Consider the following 16514-nt stretch of genomic DNA (forward strand, 5'->3'; position numbering starts at 1 on the left):
CTACACCCCCGCGTACCTGGTCCGGTCGCCGGTGGGGGCGCGGTGGGAGAGGGCCTCGCGCAGCGCGGCGCGGCCGCGGGCGATCCGGCTGCGGACCGTGCCCAGCTTCACGTCGAGCACCGCGGCGATCTCCTCATAGCTGAGACCCTCGATGTCACACAGCACGACGGCGACCCTCTGCTCGGGGCTGAGCGCCCGGAGCGCGGCGTCGACATCGGCCTCGAGCTCGCCGTCGAGGTGGAGTTCCTCAGGCCCCGTCGCGGCACCCCAGACATGGTCGGGGGCGGCGCTGAGCGCATCCATGCGGATGCGCTGACGACGGCGCGCCTGGTCGAGGAACAGGTTCGTGGTGATGCGGTGCAGCCAGCCCTCCAAGGTGCCCGGCTGGAAGGTATTGATCGACTTGAACACGCGGACGAAGACGTCCTGCGTGAGATCCTCGGCATCCGGCCGGTTGCCCGTCAGCCGGTAGGCGAGGCGATACACCTGTGCGGAATGGTCACGGACGAGTTCCTGCCACGTGGGCGCGGTCCATGACGACTCCGTCACCTGGGCCTTCGCTCGAAACACCGGACGCTTCTCCATGCTCATCATCATGACAGGGCAACCTGTGGGAACCCTGTGAATCCTCTCTAGGAGTACAACGCGCGGCGCGGTCGGAACGTTCCCCGGAACGCCTGGATGGGGCCGCGTAGTGGGCGCGGATCGGTGGATCGAGGCTTAGCCTCGATCCACCGGTGGGTGCCGTAGCGAGCGGCACCAGACGGGTGCAGGGGCAAGCGCTGGACGCGAAGGCATACCGGATACGTCTGTTGAGCGGTCAGGGCGAAGCCAGTGTGCCTGGATGGGGTCGCGTAGGAGGCGCAGACCGGTGGATCGAGGCTAAAGGGCCTCGAAGCCGAGCTCCTCCAGGAGCGTCGCGTACCGCTCGACGACGCCGTCGGCCACGACGCCCATGGGCGCACGGCAGGGGCCGACGTCGAACCCGCGGTGGGCGAGGGTCTCCTTCACCATCATGCAACCCTGCGTCGCGAAGACCCCCTGGAACGCAGGCATGACGTGCCGGTTGGCCTCGATGGCCTCCGCGACGCGGCCGGCCAGGTAGTGGTCGATGATCTCCCTCGCGGCCCGGGCAGTGAAGTGGGTCGACGTGCCGACGACGCCGACGCCGCCCACCGACAGCAGCGGCAGCAGGAACGCGTCGTCGCCCGCGTAATAGGCGAGGTTCGTGTTGGCAAGGACGGCCGAGCTGCTGACGATGTTGCCCTTCGCGTCCTTTACGGCGCGGATGCGCGGGTGCGCGTCGAGCTCGATCAGGAGCTCCTCGGGGATCGGGATGCCGGCGCGGTGCGGGATGTCGTAGAGCATGACGGGCAGCTCTGTGGAGTCCGCCACGGCCATGAAATGGTCCCTGAGAGCGTCGACCGGGGGTCGCGAGTAGTACGGCGTCACGACGAGGAGACCGTCGACGCCGACGTCGGCGGCCTGCTTCGCGAGTCCGATGGAGTGCTTCGTCGAGAACGTCCCGACGCCGGCGATGATGCTGGCGCGGTCCCCGACGGCGGTCACGACAGCGTCGAGGATGGCCCGCTTCTCCGCATCGGTGGTGGTGGGAGCCTCGCCCGTGGTCCCGTTGATCACCAGGCCGTCATGGCCGAGATCGTCGACGAGGTGCGTGGCCAGCCGCGCCACCTGCGCGTAGTCCGTCTCCGAACCATCGGGCGTGAACGGCGTCACCATCGCCGTCAAGACTCGGCCGAAGATGGGCGACATGTCGCTGTCTGGAGTCATGCCGGACATCTTAGGTCAATCGGGGTGCCGCGTTGAGTAGTCTGGGCACCGTGAACCACGAGCTCGTTTCCCCTACCGCCGCCAGCTGGTCCTTCGCCGAGGACCACATCGATCCCTCAGCCGAGGTCTCGGAGGCACGCGACGACGCGACCGTCGCCGGCCTCGCCCCCATCTCCCCCGGCGTGGCCGCCACGCTCAAGGTCCTCACCCGCGCAACGGCCGCGAAGGCTGTGGTCGAGGTCGGCACCCTCATGGGTGCGTCCGGCCTCAGCTTCCTCGAAGCGATGGGCGCCGACGGCGTACTGACATCGATCGACCCGGAAGCCGACAACCAGCTCCCGGCGCGCTCGCTGTTCCTCAAGGCGGGTCACCGCACCGCACAGTTCCGGCTCATCGCGGGCTCGCCGCTTGAGGTCATGCCGAAGCTCCGCGACGGCGCCTACGACATCGTGTTCGTCAACGGCGACAAGCTCGAGTACGTCGAGTACGTGGCCGGGGCCCTGCGCCTGCTGCGCCACGGAGGCGTACTCATCGTCAACGACGCGCTGTGGCACAACCGCGTCGCGGACGAGGCCGATGAGTCGGACGAGACCATCATCATCCGTGAGGCCCTCGAGGCCGTCACCGCCAGCGAGTCCTACACGCAGGCGCTGCTGCCCGTCGGCAACGGCCTGCTCGTGGCGGTCAAGGACTGACAAAATCGAAACGCCCCCGGCCTCGGCCGGGGGCGTTTTCGGTTGTCCTGTCAGTCGCGAGGGACGGTGACGCCCTTGCCGACCACGGTGATGCCGTTCTCGGAGATCTCGAAGCCGCGGGCACGGTCGTGCTCGTGGTCCACGCCGATCTGCACGCCGTCGGGGACGACGACCTCCTTGTCGAGGATGGCGCGGCGCACCACGGTGTTACGCCCGATCTGCACCGAATCCATCAGCACGGCGTCGGAGACCTGTGCCCACTTGTCGACGCGAACGTTCGGGCTCATCACCGTGCGCTCGACCTCGCCGCCCGAGATGATGCAGCCGGCGGTGACGATCGAGTCCTCGGCGCGGCCGCGGATCACGAACTTCGCGCCGGGCGCCTGTACCTGGTCGGTGAAGATCGGCCACTGGGAGTTGTAAAGGTTGAACTCGGGGTCGACGCTGACGAGGTCCATGTGGGCCTCGTGGAACGCGTCGATGGTGCCCACGTCCCGCCAGTAGTTGATGTCCTTGTCCGTGGCCCCGGGGACGCGGTTCTCCTTGAAGTCGTAGACCTGCGCCTCGCCCTGGTCCGTGAACCACGGGATGATGTTGCCGCCCATGTCGTGTCGCGACGAGGCGTCGTCGCCGTCGGCGCGCAACGCCTCGACGAGTTCCTTCGCGCTGAAGACGTAGTTGCCCATCGAGGCGAACGACTCGTCTGGCGAATCGGGCAGACCGGGCGGATCCGCAGGCTTCTCGAGGAAGCTCTTGATCTTCTTGTCCGAGGCCGCGTCGATGATGCCGAAGGCGGAGGCCTCGTGCCGCGGAACGCGGATGCCTGCGACGGTGGAGGCGAGCCCGGAGTCGATGTGCGCGTCGATCATCTGCGAGATGTCCATGCGATAGATGTTGTCGGCCCCGAACACGACGATGTAGTCAGGCTTGGCGTCCTTGATCAGGTTCAGCGACTGATAGATCGCGTCGGCGCTGCCCTGGTACCAGCGGGGCCCGAGGCGCTGCTGCGCGGGGACCGGCGCGACGTAGTTGCCGAGCATCGTCGAGAACCGCCACGTCTTGGAGATGTGACGGTCCAGCGAGTGCGACTTGTACTGCGTAAGCACGGCGATCTGGCGGAGGTTGGAGTTCGCCAGGTTGCTCAGCACGAAGTCGATCAGCCGATAGGTGCCGCCGAACGGCACCGCGGGCTTCGCCCGGTCGGCGGTGAGCGGCATCAGCCGCTTTCCCTCACCGCCGGCAAGGACGAGGGACAGAATCTCAGGGCGCTTGACCATGCCCAGAACCTATTGCCTTTTGCGGTCCGACACGAGCAAATCCACGAAATCCGTGAGCGAATCGTGACAGCATGCCCCCATGACGATGAAGCTCTCTCTCCTGACCCGCGAGTACCCGCCCGCCATCTACGGCGGCGCCGGCGTGCACGTCGCACAACTGGTCCCGCAGCTACGCAAACTGATCGACGTCGAGGTGCACTGCATGGGCGAGCCGCGCGACGGTGCTCAGGCTCACGCGGAGGACTTTCCGCCCGGCGCCAACGCCGCGCTGCGCGTGCTGGGCGCGGACCTCAGCATGACCGCCGCGATCGGTTCGGATGTCGACATCATCCACTCTCACACCTGGTACGCGAACATGGCAGGCCACCTCGGCTCCCTGATGCTCGATATCCCCCACGTGGTGACGTCGCACTCGCTGGAGCCGCACCGTCCGTGGAAGGCCGAGCAACTGGGCGGCGGCTACCGCGTGTCGTCCTGGGCGGAGAAGACGGCCTACGAGGCCGCCGACGCCGTGATCTCGGTGAGCGCCGGCATGCGCCGCGACGTCCTCGACAGCTACCCGGCGCTGGACCCCGACAAGGTGTTCGTCGTCAAGAACGGCATCGACACGGACGAGTTCCGGCCTGACAACGGCACCGACGTCGCCGAGTCGCTCGGCATGGAGATCGGACGCCCCTCGGTGGTGTTCGTGGGCCGTATCACGCGCCAGAAGGGCCTCGTACACCTGGTCCGCGCCGCCAAGCAGTTCGACCCCGACACCCAACTCGTGCTGCTTGCGGGCGCCCCGGACACCCCGGAGATCGCGGCCGAGTTCAGCGCAGCGTTCGCCGAACTCGAGGCCCAGAGGACCGCGCCGGTGATCTGGGTGCAGGAGATGCTGCCGCGCGCCTCCGTGCGCCAAGTCCTCACACAGGCGACCGTGTTCGCCTGCCCTTCGGTCTATGAGCCGCTGGGCATCGTGAACCTCGAGGCGATGGCCTGCGAGACCCCCGTCGTGGCGAGCGCCGTCGGCGGCATCCCGGAGGTCGTCGTGGACGGCGAGACCGGCCTGCTCGTCGCCTACGACCCGGCGCAGGCCGGCGATCCCGCATTCGTGGCAGGCTTCGAGACCGACTTCGCGGACAAGGTCAATCGCCTGACGCGCGATCCGCAGACCGCGACCGCCATGGGCCTCGCCGGGCGGCAGCGCTGCATCGACGAGTTCTCCTGGGCCAAGATCGCCGCCGAGACCGTCGCCGTGTACGAGGGCGCGATCGGCGCCCGAGGCTGAGACCGCCGAGACAAAGAGAAGGCCGCCCCACGGGGGCGGCCTTTTCTCGTCTGGCGTCGGGTCAGCCGACGACCTCCTGGAGAGCGTTCAGCAGATCCGTGGCTTCGACGGCGTTCATCTCGACGACGAGCCTGCCGCCGCCGTCGACCGGAACGCGCATCACGATGCCGCGGCCCTCCTTCGTGACCTCCATCGGCCCGTCACCCGTGCGAGGCTTCATCGCTGCCATCTGCCACCCTCATTCCTGAATTCGCGTCTGCGGTTGCGCACCATTATGGCTTACGGCGCCAAACTCCCGCGCCTCTGCGTCGGAATATTCACGGGGGAAGGGAGGCGCGGGCCGGTCGAGGAGGGCGTCGACCACCTGCATGTCGTAGCCACCGCGCACCACGGGGAAGAACGTCTGGGCGGCGGGCGCTGCCGTTCCCTCAGCCAGAGCACGGAGATACGTGTCGACGTCCGCCCTCGCGTATCCCGTCGCCGCCACGGGAAGCCGTGCCTGCGCGAGGAACTCCTCCGTGACAGGGCCGTCCGGGACGATGCCCCGGGCACGGTCGATGACCCCGTGCGGAGCCATCTCGCCCAGGCGCCCCATGCCCGCGTATGCCGCGAAGACAAGCACCGCGAGGCCGACGGCGACAATGACGATCCACACGGCGGTCAGGCCGTCCCGAACTGACCGGGCGCGCCCATGGCGTCGACGGCCTCATCGAGGTCGTCGGTGACGGTGAGCAGATCCAGATCTCCCGGGGAGATGTAGCCGCCCTGCGCCATCGTGTGGCGCACCCAGTCGACGAGCGGGCCCCAGTAGTCGTGGCCGAAGAGGACGACGGGGAAGTGGGTGACCTTGCCCGTCTGGATGAGGGTCAAGGCCTCGAAGAGTTCGTCGAGGGTCCCGAAGCCGCCCGGCATGGTGATGAATCCCTGGCTGTACTTGATGAACATCATCTTCCGGGCGAAGAAGTAGCGGAAGTTCACGCCGAGCGTGACGTAGTCATTCATGCCCTGCTCGTGCGGCAGCTCGATGCCCAGCCCGACGGAGGTGCCGTCGGCGCTGTGAGCACCGCGATTGCCCGCCTCCATGATGCCGGGCCCACCGCCGGTGATGACGGCGAAACCGCGCGCGACGAGCCGGCGGCCGATCTCCTCGGCCGCGCCGTACATCGGGTTGTCCTGCCTCGTGCGGGCCGAGCCGAAGATCGAAACCGCGGGCGGCAGGCCGCTCAGCGCATCGAAGCCTTCGACGAACTCCGACTGGATTCGCAGCACCCGCCACGGGTCGCGGTGCGCCCAGTCGGCGCTGTCGCGCTGCTCGAGGAGCGCCTGGTCCGCGAGCGGCTTGATCTCCTGCTCGCGTCCGCTGATGACGACGGCGCCCTGCCTACGCTTCGGTTCGGTCATGCACCTATCTTGGCGCACTCACGGGCCAGACGGACGCGTGATCCAGGTCTCCGCCGCTTGGCAGGTGCGTGAGATACGCGATCCTCGACCGATCTCCCAGTTTTTCGCGCCCGATTATTGAGGCTACATATCGCCGCGACATATCACGATTAGGCCAGACCGCGCGGAGAGTCATATCCGACCTGGTGGTCATGGATGAATAGCACACATTCATAACCCTTGAGGGCCAGTCGTCGTATCCAGGGCGCTCTCGTCAGGGCGGGTCTTATCCCAAGTCTCCCCGGAGCCTTCGCACGGCGATCTGCCGGAGTTGACCGATGGCCTCCTCCGCCTCCGTCTCGTCGTCGTTGTGGAGGCGGCGATGCACCTCCGCAAGCATCTCCGCGGGCGTTCGTCCGGCGGCCCTGATCAGGAAGACGCGGCCGAACCGGCTCTCGTAGAGCGCGCTGGCTTCGGCCATCGCCACGGCCAGCTCTTCGGAGGCCGTTCGCATGGCGGCCTGTTCCCGCCGCGAGACATGGACCTCCGGCTCGTCGCCGTGCGGACGCTGCCCGATCCGTGGATGGTGCGCGACCGCGTCGTCGAGGTCGGCGGGGGTCCACGCCGCAGACGCCTGCTCGGCCTCCCTCGCTGCCTCCTCGACGGTGGCGTACGGCCGGCCGGCCGCCAGCGCCTCGGCCCAGGAGGGGATCGCCGCCCACACCAGCGCGGCGCGGGCCGCCTCGGCCTTCCCCGCCCTGTTGAAGTCATCCAAGTTCATGGCGCGCATCGTATAAGGAAGGAAACGGTCCCGGTAAATCCGTCTTTGGCGTGAATGCGGCGCACCGAAATGGCAATGTATCTGAAACACGCGTGACACATAAGCCGATTATGGTCGGACACGATTTCGATGATAGACGGCGGACTCAGATCGGAGCCGAGATGGCGACTTCCTCCTTCTCCGTGGTGGCCTCGCATGTGTGGCTGGGCGGCACGTTCCGGCCTGCGCGCGTCGGCGTCCGCGACGGCGTGATCAGCGAGGTCGTGCCGCTCAGCAGCCGTTACCTCCCCGTCGGCCCGCCCGGCGATGTCGGCGGCGAGGTCTACCGTCTCCCCGAGGACACCGTGCTCCTGCCCGGGCTCGTGGACCTGCGCGTCGCCGTCGGCGAGCCCCGACGCGCCGACGGCGATGCCCTCCGATCCGCGACGCTCGCCGCGGCGGGAGGGGGCGTCACGACCATCGTCGACATGTCACTGAACTCGCTCCCTCCAACGACGACACCGGAGGCGCTGCGCGCCACCCGAAAGGCCGCCGGGCGCAACGCTTTCGTGGACGTCGGCCACTGGGCTCGCGCAGTTCCAGGCAACCTTGGCTCGCTCGCCGCGCTGCGCCAGGCTGGCGTCTTCGGCTTCGCATGCTTCCTTTCCCCCGCCGTGGCCGACGAGTCTCCGCGCCTGGACGTCGAGCAGATGAGGCGCGCGATGACAGAGGTTGCGGCGCTCGGCTCGCGGCTGATTGTGAGCGCAGATCCCTTGGCCGTCGAGACGGTGATCGAGGCCGTTCGTGACACGAACTGCCGCACCCACCTCCCGCGCCTCATCGACGGCAACGCCCTTTCTGCCATCCGCCTGGCCAAGCGTGAGGGGTTTCCGCTCAGTGTCGACACCCGCGCGCGTCACCTCTCGCCGGTCGCCGATGAGACGCCCGACGGCGCTGACAACCGGGACCTCCTCTGGCGGGGGCTGCTTGACGGCACGATCGACGCGATCACGAACGCCGGCGCTGAAGGGCTGCCGACCGGGCTCTCCGCCGTCTGGACGGAGGCCAAGCGGCGACGCATCCCGCTCTCAACCATCCTCCCTCTCTTCACGACTGGGACGGCGACCGTCGGAGGCCTGTCGGGTGCCGGGGAGATCGCCGTCGGCCGATCGGCGAACCTGACGGTTTTCGGGCCCGATCGCCCGATGCTCCCTGTGGCCGAGAAGGGCGAGAGCCGCGCCAGGGTCGGCTCGCCGGACGGTCGCGTCCTGACCGGCAGGTTCCTCCACACGTGGCTGCACGGGGCAACCGTCTTCGATGCTACGGAGGGGCAGGCCCACGCCCCTTCGTCTCGGCGCACGCCGAGGGGTCAGGTTCTCAGCGCGACCTGAGCGCTAGCGAGGCTAGCTCCTCAGCCACGAGCGCAGGCCGTCGGCGCAGCTGTGCAGGTCGGCGACGGGGCAGAACTCGTCGGCACGGTGCGCGTAGGACGGGTCCCCCGGGCCGTAGTTGACCGCAGGGACGCCGACGGCGCTGAACCGCGCGACGTCGGTCCAGCCGAACTTCGGGTGGGCGTCCTCGCCGATCGCCGCGACGAACTGCCGCGCGGCGGGCCGGTCGAGGCCGGGGCGCGCGGCGGGCGAGACGTCGGTGATCCGCAGGTCGTAACCGTCGAACCACTCCCCCAGCCGCGCCAGCGCCTCCTCCGGGGACTTGTCGGGTGCGAACCGGTAGTTGACAGTGAGCACAGCCGACGGCGGGATCATGTTGGCCGCGACACCGCCGACGATCCCGACGGCGTTCAGGCCCTCGCGGTAGACGAGGCCGTCGACCTCGACCTCCTCGCTCCGGTACGCCGCAAGCGTCTGCAGCGCGGGGGCGAGCGCATGGATCGCGTTGACGCCCATCCACGCGCGGGCGCTGTGCGCGGCGACACCGGTGGTGTGCAGCTCTGCGCGGATGGTGCCCTGACAGCCGCCCTCGATCCGGGCGGAGGTCGGTTCCATGAGGACGGCGAAGTCGGCGGCGACGAGGTCCGGCCGGTTCCGGGAGAGCCGCCCCAGCCCGTTGACCTCGGAGGCGACCTCCTCGTGGTCGTAGAAGATCCAGGTGATGTCGCGGTTGGGCGCGTCCAGTTCGACGGCGAGGGCAAGCATGACGGCGACTCCGCCCTTCATGTCAGACGCTCCGCGCCCCCAGGCGGCGTCGCCGTCGGGGGTCTCGATCAGCCGCGAAGGCAGGTTGTCGAGCACCGGAACCGTGTCGAGGTGCCCGGCGATGACCACGCGCTCGGCCCGCCCGAGGTTCGTCCGCGCGACGACGCAGTCGCCGTCGCGATCGAGCGTCAGGTGGGGCGCGTCGGCGAGCCGCGCCGCGACGATGTCGGCCAGCTCCCTCTCGTTCCCGGACACGGACTCGACGTCGATGATCTCCCGCAGCAGGGTCGCCAGCTCAGACATGCGCCGAGCCTATCGCGGTATGCCCCCACCACGAGGCCCAACGCCTGCCGGGAGGCGCGCGCTATGGAGGCAACAAGAGCCCCGGCTGGGCGGGGTCCACTAAACTCGGCCCATGACCGACGCGACCCGTTCCGCCTGGGCCTGGGGCCTGGCCACCGTGCACACCACCGGAGACATCCTCGACGCCTGGTTTCCCGAGCCGCACCTCGGCACCGACCTGGCCGACGAGCCGTCTTCGACACTCGTGGAGGCGCAGGGCGTCGACGAGATCCGGCAGGTCACCATCAAGGCCATCCGCGTCGCGATCGAGCTCGACCAGGCTCCCGCATCCGTCGAGGACGCCTACCTGCGGCTCCACCTGCTGAGCTCGCGCCTCGTGCCGCCGCACGGCCTGAGCCTCGAAGGGCTCTTCGGTGTTCTGCCGAACAACGCGTGGACGACGCTCGGGCCGGTCCGCGTGCCCGACATCGCCCGCGTCCGCGCCGTGCTCCGCGCCCGCGGCGAGCAACTGACCGTCTACGGCATCGACAAGTTCCCGCGCATGGTCGACTACGTCGTCCCTTCCGGCGTCCGCATCGCCGACGCCGACCGCGTCCGCCTCGGCGCCCACCTCGCCTCCGGCACCACCGTCATGCACGAAGGCTTCGTCAACTTCAACGCCGGCACGCTCGGCACCTCCATGGTCGAGGGCCGCATCTCCGCGGGCGTCGTCGTCGGCGACGGCACCGATGTCGGCGGCGGCGCGTCCATCATGGGCACCCTCTCCGGCGGCGGCAAGGAGGTCATCTCGCTCGGCGAGCGCTGCCTCCTCGGCGCGAACTCGGGCGTCGGTATCTCGCTGGGCAACGACTGCGTGGTCGAGGCGGGCCTCTACGTCACGTCGGGAACGAAGGTGACCCTCTCCGACGGCAGCATCGTCAAGGCCCGCGAGCTGAGCGGACAGGACGACCTGCTGTTCCTGCGCGACTCCGTCCACGGCAGCGTGATCGTGCGCCACCGTCGCGGCTCGAAGGTCGAGCTCAACTCCGCCCTGCACGCCAACTGATCGCGGTGAAGAAGCTCCTCGTCATCGTCGGCGTCCTCGCGCTGATCGCGGTCCTCGGGGTCGGCGGCCTCCTCGCCAACCGGTTGATCTACCAGCGGTTCACCCCCGAGCGCTGCACCGTGACCGTCGGCGAGCAGACGACGACGCTGACGCGGGAGCAGGCGACCAACGCGTCGATCATCGTCGCGGCGTCGGTCGAGCGCGGCCTCCCCGAGCAGGCGGCCATCGTCGCCATCGCGACGGCGTACCAGGAGTCGGGCCTGCGCAACCTCGACTACGGCGACCGCGACTCCCTCGGCCTGTTCCAGCAGCGCCCCTCCTACGGCTGGGGCACCGAGGAGGAGATCATGGACCCCTGGTACTCGTCGAACCGCTTCTACGAGGAGCTGGTCAAGTTCGACGACTGGGAGACCACCGACGTCAACGACATCGCGCAGAAGGTGCAGCGCAGCGGCCACCCCGAGGCGTATCGCAAGCACGTCCCCGACGCCACCGCCGTCGCGCAGTCGCTGCTCGGCGCTCCCGAGTCGCTGAGCTGCGTCAACTTCGACGTCGGGGAGCCTGCCCCGGAGGCGGCGACCGACGTGCTCGACGCCATCGGCGCCGAGTACACCGTGGACGATTCCGCTATCTCCATCCTCACGCCCGACGACGAGGCCAGGATCTGGTCGGCCGCCAACATGGCGATCGCGAACAGCTACGCGGCCGGCATCTCGTCGGCGCAGGTCATCGGGCGCGAGTGGCGCGCAGACCGTGAGGGCTGGACAGCCGCAAAGACCACCGGCGATCAGGCGCCCGCGATCCTGTTCCTCGGAAAGCGGTAACGGCCTCGGACCTTTCGCCTCGACGGCTCGCCGGCGCTCGTGCGTCGGATCAAGGAGCGGTGAGTCGCGCCGCCGCGGCGGCGACCCGCTCGTCGGTGGCCGTAAGCGCCACCCGCACATGGCGGGCGGCGGCGGGACCGTAGAAGTCGCCGGGCGCTGCAAGGATCCCTCGCTCGGCCAGCCAGGCTACCGATGCGCGGCAGTCCTCGCCCCGCGTTGCCCACAGGTACAGCGAGCCCTCCGAGTGATCGATGCGGAACCCCGCCGCCTCTAGCGCAGGGCGCAGCAGCGCGCGGCGCGCCAGGTAGCGCGACCGCTGCTCCTCCACATGCTCCTGATCGCCAAGCAGCGCGGTCATCGCCGCCTGGATGGGGCGCGGCAGCATCATGCCGAGATGCTTACGGGCGGCCACAAGTTCCTGCACGACCGCCGGATCGCCCGCGACGAAGCCCGCGCGGTAGCCGGCGGCGTTCGACCGCTTGGACAGCGAATGGACGGCCAGGAGTCCTGTGAGATCACCGTCGTTGACGCGGGGATCGAGCACCGAGAAGGGCTCCGCCTCCCACGCGAACTCGCCGTAGCATTCGTCGCTGGCGAGCACCGCGCCCACGCGCCTGGCGGCGGCGACGAACGCGCGCATCTCGTCCAGCGAGAGGATGCGGCCGCTGGGGTTGGCCGGCGAGTTGATCCAGATCAGGCGGGCGTCCGCCGGGATAGCGTCAGGGTCGTCCAGCGCGACGGGGCGGGCGCCGGACGTCAGCGCACCCACCTCGTAGGTGGGGTACGCGCACTCAGGGAAGACGACCGATGCGCCGTCGCCGATGCCGAGCAGCGTCGGCAGCCACCCCACGAGTTCCTTGGTACCCACCACGGGCATGACGGAGGCATCGGCCAGCGGGACAGATGCCCACCGGCGCTCGAGGTAGCCGCGGATGGCGGCGCGCGTCGCGGGGTCGCCCCACACCGTCGGGTAGCCGGGCGAGTCGCCTGCCGCGACGAGCGCGTCGATGGCGAGCCGGGGCGTCGGGTCGACGGGGGTGCCCACCGAGAGATCGACGATGCCGTCGGCATGCGCCTCAGCGGCGCGACGAGCGTCGGCGAGCGTGTCCCACGGAAAGTCGGGAAGCCGCGCGGCGAGCGCCATCACTCAGCCTGCGGGGGCAGCGCCTCCACCACAGGGTGATCCTTGTCGATCACGCCGAGCTTCGCGGCACCGCCGGGCGAGCCGATGTCGTCGAAGAACTGGACGTTGACGTCGTAGAACTCGGCCTGCTCGTCCGGCACGTCATCCTCGTAGTAGATCGCCTCGACGGGGCACACCGGCTCGCAGGCGCCGCAGTCGACGCACTCCTCGGGGTGGATGTACAGCATCCGGTTGCCCTCGTAGATGCAGTCGACGGGACACTCCTCGACACAGGCCCGATCCTTCACGTCGACGCACGGCAGACCGATGATGTAGGTCACAGTTTCCACTCCTTCAGGGGCTGACAAGCACAGTTTACCCCTGCTAGTCCTGTTTCGGCTTCTCACAAATGATGCGATCGCCAGCAGAGTACTTCCACGAGAACGGCTCTGAGCGAACGACCTTGCCGTCCTTGTAGAACAAGCGCTTCCACGTCACGGTGAAGCCTCGGATGGGGGCTTGCGGCTCGCACTTCGGATCTCCCGTGATGACGCGCTCGCGGCCGCTGTAGAAGCCGGACTTCACGAGGTCGGTCGAGACGACCTTGTCGTAGGTGCGCTTGGACCAGATCCGGAAGGTGATGGAGCCGCGGTTGCCGGGCGACGAGCGGTTGACGTAGCCCTGGATAAGCGCGGGGTACTTGGTGTCGTTCTGGAAGCGCAGGTCCAGCGCTCCGTAGTAGACCGTCGCCTCGCGGCCGGCTGGGTAGCGATCGAAGTACAGGCTGTGCGGCTTGTGCTCGATGTCCTTGAATCCTGCGAAGAACGCGGCGTTGAACAGCGTGGTGGCCGACTGCGAGATGCCGCCGCCCGCCTCCTTCACGAGGCGCCCGCCGCTGATGACGTAGCCGTCAACGTAGCCGTTGGCCGCGGTGCGCGGGCCGAGCGTGTCGTTGAGGGAGAAGATCTCGTCTGGCATCAGCACGGTGCCGTTGACCGACCCGGCGGCCCTGCTCAGGTTCGTGTTGCGGTAGGGGGCGTGCGGGAAGTAGGTGGTGTACTCGCCGATGACCTCGAAGTCGCCGGCCAGCTTCTCCGCCTCCTCCGTGGTGAAGGACGGCTTCTTCTTGACCGCCGTGAGCTCGCCGGTGCGTGCATCGCCGGTGGCGACCGCTGCCGTCTCGACGGCGGCGACGAACGCGTCCCGGTCTACGGTCTGCCCCGTCTTCGCCGGGACAACGACGACCTTGCCGCTCTTGAGTGTGAAGCCCGCGTCCTTCGCACCCTTGAGTTTCAGGTCCTTGCGATCGTCGGCGGTGGCCTTGTAGAGGGCCTTGGCGTCGAACGAGCCGACGAGCTTGCCGTCAACGGCCTCGAAGCTCGCGGTCGCGGCGAGGGTCTTCGGGGCGATCTCCATCGACCTCTCACCGAGCGTCAGCGTCACCGGACCGCTGAGAACGGGCTCCGCGAAGGAGGCGACGGCCTCGTCGAGCATGGCGTTGGTGATCGCGGGCGGGGTCGCCTCCGTCGGGGCGGCCACCTCCGTCTGGCCTTCGCGGAACGCGTCGGCGACGGCGTCCGTGGCAGCCTCGACGTTCAGCTCGACGCCGTCGACGCCGTCGGTCCTGTCGATCTCGCCGTCCGTGAAGGCCAGCGTGCCGTCGAGCGGGTCGACGGCGAACTCCCCCGCCGTCGCCTGCACGGCGGAGGTGAGGGCGGCGTCGTCAACGACACGGACGAGCGTGGTCTCGCGGCCCCCGGCAAGCGTGTTGATGATCTCGAAGGGGTTCCAGCTGAAGCCGCCGCCCGCCTCGGTGACCGTCTTGTCGAAGTCGATGCTCAACCCCGCATCCGCGGGCACGATCTGCGCGGACGCCGTCTCCGTCTTCAGCGTGATCGGCTGCTCAGCCGCCTCGCCTAGCTCCGCGACGAGCTTCTCGCGGGCCTGTGCGGGAGAGAGCCCGCCGATCGCGACGCCGTCGACGGCCGCCTTCGCGGCGACCTGATTGCCAGCGACGAAGTATGACGCGACGTAGCCGGCGCCCAGCACGGCGACGACTCCGATCCCCACTCCGACGGCGATCTTCCCAGACTTCTTCACAGCTACCCCTTTGCGGCTCGGCTGCCGCATCGGTCATTCATGCTACTTAAGCGACAAGCCAGAGCCTAAAAAGGCGGTCAGCGGATCCGCAGCGGCCAGGCCATCGAGAGGGCTCCCGTGCCGACGATCCCGACCCGCGCGGCCAGTGCGGTGAGCATCGACTCGGCGTCGGGCACGTTCGCGCCGCCCTGGGCCTTCTCGCTCGACGCCGCGGGCTTCAGCATCGAGAGCATTCCCTGGTCGCCGACCCGGGTGACCTTGACCTTTTCTGGGTCGAGCCCGGCGAGTGCGCACACGCGCTCGAGCGCAACTCGCCGCCCACCGATGTGGTCGACGAGGCCGCGCTCCTGCGCGTCGGCACCCGTCCAGACCCGGCCGCGAGCCAGGCGCTCGAGATCGTCGTAGGCCATGCCGCGGTCACCGGCAGCGAGCGTGGTGAAGTCCAGGTAGACGCGGTCCAGCCAGCGGTTCAGCCGGGCCCAGTCGTCGTCAGAGAACGGGTGCGCCGGCGAGAACGTACCGGCGGCGGCACCGATGTCGATGGTCTCGCGGATGAGCCCGAGCTTGTCGTACAGCCCTGCCGTGACCATCTTCCCGGCGAGCACCCCGATGGAGCCGGTCAGCGTGGAAGCCTGCGCGACGATCTCGTCGGCACCCATCGAGACGTAGTAGCCGCCGGAGGCGGCGACCGTGCCCATCTGGGCGACGACGGGCTTGCCCGACTCACGCAGCCGCACGACGGAGCGGCGGATGAAGTCCGAGGCGACCGCGGAGCCGCCGGGCGAGTCGACGGCGAAGATCACGGCCTTGACGTCGTCGTCGCGCAGCGCGGCGCGGAGGTGCTCATCGACGACGTCGGACCCGGCGGCCTGCCCGCCCAGCGGAGAACCTCCTCCACGCCCGGTCACGATCGCGCCGCGCAGCGTGACAACGGCGACCTTTTCCCCCGCGGGCCTGAACTTCTTGGCAAGCTGCGCGCGGCTGGTGTAGCGGTGCGTGAACAGCAGGTTCTCCGGAGCAGCTCCCCATTCGGCGAGGGTGGAGGTGTAGGCCTCGTCGCGGTAGCCGACGCGGTCGATCAGCCCGAGCCGGAGTGCGTCGTCGGGCGCGACGGGCGAGGAGTTGACGGCCTCCCACACGATGTCCGGGGCCACGCCGCGGCGGCGCGCGATGGCCTCGACAATGCCATCGACGAGGGACTGGCCGATCCGCTGCATCATCTCGCGGTGCGGGCCGGTGACGTGGTCCGCCGCGTAGGTGTTGGCCGCGGACTTGTACTCGTGGCGCTGCCCGAACTGCGGCTCAACGCCGACCTTCTCCAGCAGGCCGCGCAGCAAGGTGAGGGAGAGTTCGACGCCCTCCACGCTCATCATGCCGGTGGGTTGCAGCCAGATCTCCTGCGCGGCAGACGCGACGAGGTAGGCGGCGAGGCCATGGGTCAGCTCCCCGAAGGACTCGGCCCACGCCATGGTCTTCTTCGTGGCGCCGAACTCCTCGACGAGCCCCGCGATCTCCTCGAGATGCGCCAGCTCCACCGAGGACGGCACCGCGTGCACGATCAGGCCGACGACGCGGTCGTCGTGGGCCGCCTCCCGCAGGTTCGTGCGCAGCGCACTCAGCGTCGGGCTGTTGATGACCTGGATGGCCTCGAACGGGTTCGACGGCTTGGCGACCAGCACCCCCCTCGCAAGGTCGAGTTCCAGCACGACCGGCTTGTCTCCGGCGATCTTCCCCAGCACGTCAGCGATGCCCATGCGGACAGCTTACGGAGCGTATCCAACCCGAGCGGG

17 protein-coding genes are annotated in these 16514 nt (G+C 68.9%); 5 read left to right on the forward strand and 12 right to left on the reverse strand.

The window, feature by feature from the left end; all coding sequences use genetic code 11:
- The gene (sigE, locus tag IPJ61_RS12380) at positions 1 to 585 is read right to left on the reverse strand and encodes an RNA polymerase sigma factor SigE (protein ID WP_297107728.1); all 585 of its coding nucleotides are present in this window, start codon (positions 583 to 585) and stop codon (positions 1 to 3) included.
- Positions 586 to 882: 297 nt separating this feature from the next.
- A complete protein-coding gene (dapA, locus tag IPJ61_RS12385; protein ID WP_459251284.1) occupies positions 883 to 1791 on the reverse strand; it encodes a 4-hydroxy-tetrahydrodipicolinate synthase in 909 nt (302 codons plus the stop codon).
- Between the two features lie 50 nt (positions 1792 to 1841).
- Between dapA and IPJ61_RS12390 the strand changes: the two genes are divergently transcribed.
- The gene (locus IPJ61_RS12390; RefSeq protein WP_297107731.1) at positions 1842 to 2486 is read left to right on the forward strand and encodes an O-methyltransferase; all 645 of its coding nucleotides are present in this window, start codon (positions 1842 to 1844) and stop codon (positions 2484 to 2486) included.
- Between the two features lie 50 nt (positions 2487 to 2536).
- On the opposite strand, the gene glgC is transcribed toward IPJ61_RS12390, so the two are convergent.
- Positions 2537 to 3763, reverse strand: a complete 1227-nt coding sequence (glgC, locus tag IPJ61_RS12395) for a glucose-1-phosphate adenylyltransferase (protein ID WP_297107734.1) — start codon at positions 3761 to 3763, stop codon at positions 2537 to 2539.
- An 85-nt stretch (positions 3764 to 3848) separates the two neighbouring features.
- On the opposite strand from glgC, the gene glgA reads away from it, so the two are divergent.
- A complete protein-coding gene (gene glgA / locus IPJ61_RS12400) occupies positions 3849 to 5033 on the forward strand; it encodes a glycogen synthase (RefSeq protein WP_297108175.1) in 1185 nt (394 codons plus the stop codon).
- 61 nt (positions 5034 to 5094) lie between these two features.
- Here glgA and IPJ61_RS12405 read toward each other — a convergent pair whose 3' ends face one another.
- The 4 genes from IPJ61_RS12405 to uraD all read right to left on the reverse strand — a co-directional run bounded on the left by IPJ61_RS12405 (position 5095) and on the right by uraD (position 7194).
- Complete coding sequence (locus IPJ61_RS12405) at positions 5095 to 5262, reverse strand: DUF3117 domain-containing protein (protein WP_297107736.1); 168 nt, start codon at positions 5260 to 5262, stop codon at positions 5095 to 5097.
- Positions 5263 to 5271: 9 nt separating this feature from the next.
- Positions 5272 to 5688: a hypothetical protein gene (locus tag IPJ61_RS12410; RefSeq protein WP_297107738.1), complete on the reverse strand. Its 417-nt coding sequence runs from the start codon at positions 5686 to 5688 to the stop codon at positions 5272 to 5274.
- Between the two features lie 5 nt (positions 5689 to 5693).
- Positions 5694 to 6434: an LOG family protein gene (locus tag IPJ61_RS12415; protein WP_297107741.1), complete on the reverse strand. Its 741-nt coding sequence runs from the start codon at positions 6432 to 6434 to the stop codon at positions 5694 to 5696.
- 265 nt (positions 6435 to 6699) lie between these two features.
- Positions 6700 to 7194 carry a 2-oxo-4-hydroxy-4-carboxy-5-ureidoimidazoline decarboxylase gene (gene uraD / locus IPJ61_RS12420; RefSeq protein ID WP_297107744.1) on the reverse strand — a complete coding sequence of 165 codons (495 nt, stop codon included), beginning with the start codon at positions 7192 to 7194 and terminating at the stop codon, positions 6700 to 6702.
- A gap of 161 nt (positions 7195 to 7355) precedes the next feature.
- On the opposite strand from uraD, the gene IPJ61_RS12425 reads away from it, so the two are divergent.
- Positions 7356 to 8564: an amidohydrolase family protein gene (locus tag IPJ61_RS12425; protein ID WP_297107747.1), complete on the forward strand. Its 1209-nt coding sequence runs from the start codon at positions 7356 to 7358 to the stop codon at positions 8562 to 8564.
- A 12-nt stretch (positions 8565 to 8576) separates the two neighbouring features.
- On the opposite strand, the gene dapE is transcribed toward IPJ61_RS12425, so the two are convergent.
- Positions 8577 to 9632 (reverse strand): succinyl-diaminopimelate desuccinylase, encoded by a 1056-nt coding sequence (gene dapE, locus IPJ61_RS12430; protein ID WP_297107750.1) that lies wholly within the window; start codon positions 9630 to 9632, stop codon positions 8577 to 8579.
- Between the two features lie 112 nt (positions 9633 to 9744).
- Here dapE and dapD point away from each other — a divergent pair, with 112 nt between their 5' ends.
- Positions 9745 to 10677 carry a 2,3,4,5-tetrahydropyridine-2,6-dicarboxylate N-succinyltransferase gene (gene dapD, locus IPJ61_RS12435; RefSeq protein WP_297107753.1) on the forward strand — a complete coding sequence of 311 codons (933 nt, stop codon included), beginning with the start codon at positions 9745 to 9747 and terminating at the stop codon, positions 10675 to 10677.
- Positions 10678 to 10682: 5 nt separating this feature from the next.
- The gene (locus tag IPJ61_RS12440; RefSeq protein WP_297107755.1) at positions 10683 to 11501 is read left to right on the forward strand and encodes a hypothetical protein; all 819 of its coding nucleotides are present in this window, start codon (positions 10683 to 10685) and stop codon (positions 11499 to 11501) included.
- A 49-nt stretch (positions 11502 to 11550) separates the two neighbouring features.
- On the opposite strand, the gene dapC is transcribed toward IPJ61_RS12440, so the two are convergent.
- The 4 genes from dapC to IPJ61_RS12460 all read right to left on the reverse strand — a co-directional run bounded on the left by dapC (position 11551) and on the right by IPJ61_RS12460 (position 16478).
- Complete coding sequence (dapC, locus tag IPJ61_RS12445; RefSeq protein WP_297107758.1) at positions 11551 to 12645, reverse strand: succinyldiaminopimelate transaminase; 1095 nt, start codon at positions 12643 to 12645, stop codon at positions 11551 to 11553.
- Positions 12645 to 12965: a ferredoxin gene (fdxA, locus tag IPJ61_RS12450; protein WP_297107761.1), complete on the reverse strand. Its 321-nt coding sequence runs from the start codon at positions 12963 to 12965 to the stop codon at positions 12645 to 12647. Before fdxA ends, dapC begins: the two co-directional genes overlap by 1 nt.
- A 43-nt stretch (positions 12966 to 13008) precedes the next feature.
- Positions 13009 to 14724 (reverse strand): VanW family protein, encoded by a 1716-nt coding sequence (locus tag IPJ61_RS12455; RefSeq protein WP_297107764.1) that lies wholly within the window; start codon positions 14722 to 14724, stop codon positions 13009 to 13011.
- Between the two features lie 77 nt (positions 14725 to 14801).
- Positions 14802 to 16478 carry a S49 family peptidase gene (locus tag IPJ61_RS12460; protein WP_297107767.1) on the reverse strand — a complete coding sequence of 559 codons (1677 nt, stop codon included), beginning with the start codon at positions 16476 to 16478 and terminating at the stop codon, positions 14802 to 14804.
- Between the last annotated feature and the right edge of the window lie 36 nt (positions 16479 to 16514).

It is taken from the genome of Tessaracoccus sp. (genome assembly GCF_016714275.1).
Taxonomy (GTDB): domain Bacteria; phylum Actinomycetota; class Actinomycetes; order Propionibacteriales; family Propionibacteriaceae; genus Arachnia.

Coding starts and splice junctions, on each gene's coding strand:
- sigE (WP_297107728.1), bottom strand. CDS start 585: ATGGAGAAGCGTCCGGTGTTTCGAGCGAAGGCCCAGGTGACGGAGTCG.
- dapA (WP_459251284.1), bottom strand. CDS start 1,791: ATGACTCCAGACAGCGACATGTCGCCCATCTTCGGCCGAGTCTTGACG.
- glgC (WP_297107734.1), bottom strand. CDS start 3,763: ATGGTCAAGCGCCCTGAGATTCTGTCCCTCGTCCTTGCCGGCGGTGAG.
- glgA (WP_297108175.1), top strand. CDS start 3,849: ATGAAGCTCTCTCTCCTGACCCGCGAGTACCCGCCCGCCATCTACGGC.
- IPJ61_RS12405 (WP_297107736.1), bottom strand. CDS start 5,262: ATGGCAGCGATGAAGCCTCGCACGGGTGACGGGCCGATGGAGGTCACG.
- IPJ61_RS12415 (WP_297107741.1), bottom strand. CDS start 6,434: ATGACCGAACCGAAGCGTAGGCAGGGCGCCGTCGTCATCAGCGGACGC.
- uraD (WP_297107744.1), bottom strand. CDS start 7,194: ATGAACTTGGATGACTTCAACAGGGCGGGGAAGGCCGAGGCGGCCCGC.
- IPJ61_RS12425 (WP_297107747.1), top strand. CDS start 7,356: ATGGCGACTTCCTCCTTCTCCGTGGTGGCCTCGCATGTGTGGCTGGGC.
- dapE (WP_297107750.1), bottom strand. CDS start 9,632: ATGTCTGAGCTGGCGACCCTGCTGCGGGAGATCATCGACGTCGAGTCC.
- dapD (WP_297107753.1), top strand. CDS start 9,745: ATGACCGACGCGACCCGTTCCGCCTGGGCCTGGGGCCTGGCCACCGTG.
- dapC (WP_297107758.1), bottom strand. CDS start 12,645: ATGGCGCTCGCCGCGCGGCTTCCCGACTTTCCGTGGGACACGCTCGCC.
- IPJ61_RS12460 (WP_297107767.1), bottom strand. CDS start 16,478: ATGGGCATCGCTGACGTGCTGGGGAAGATCGCCGGAGACAAGCCGGTC.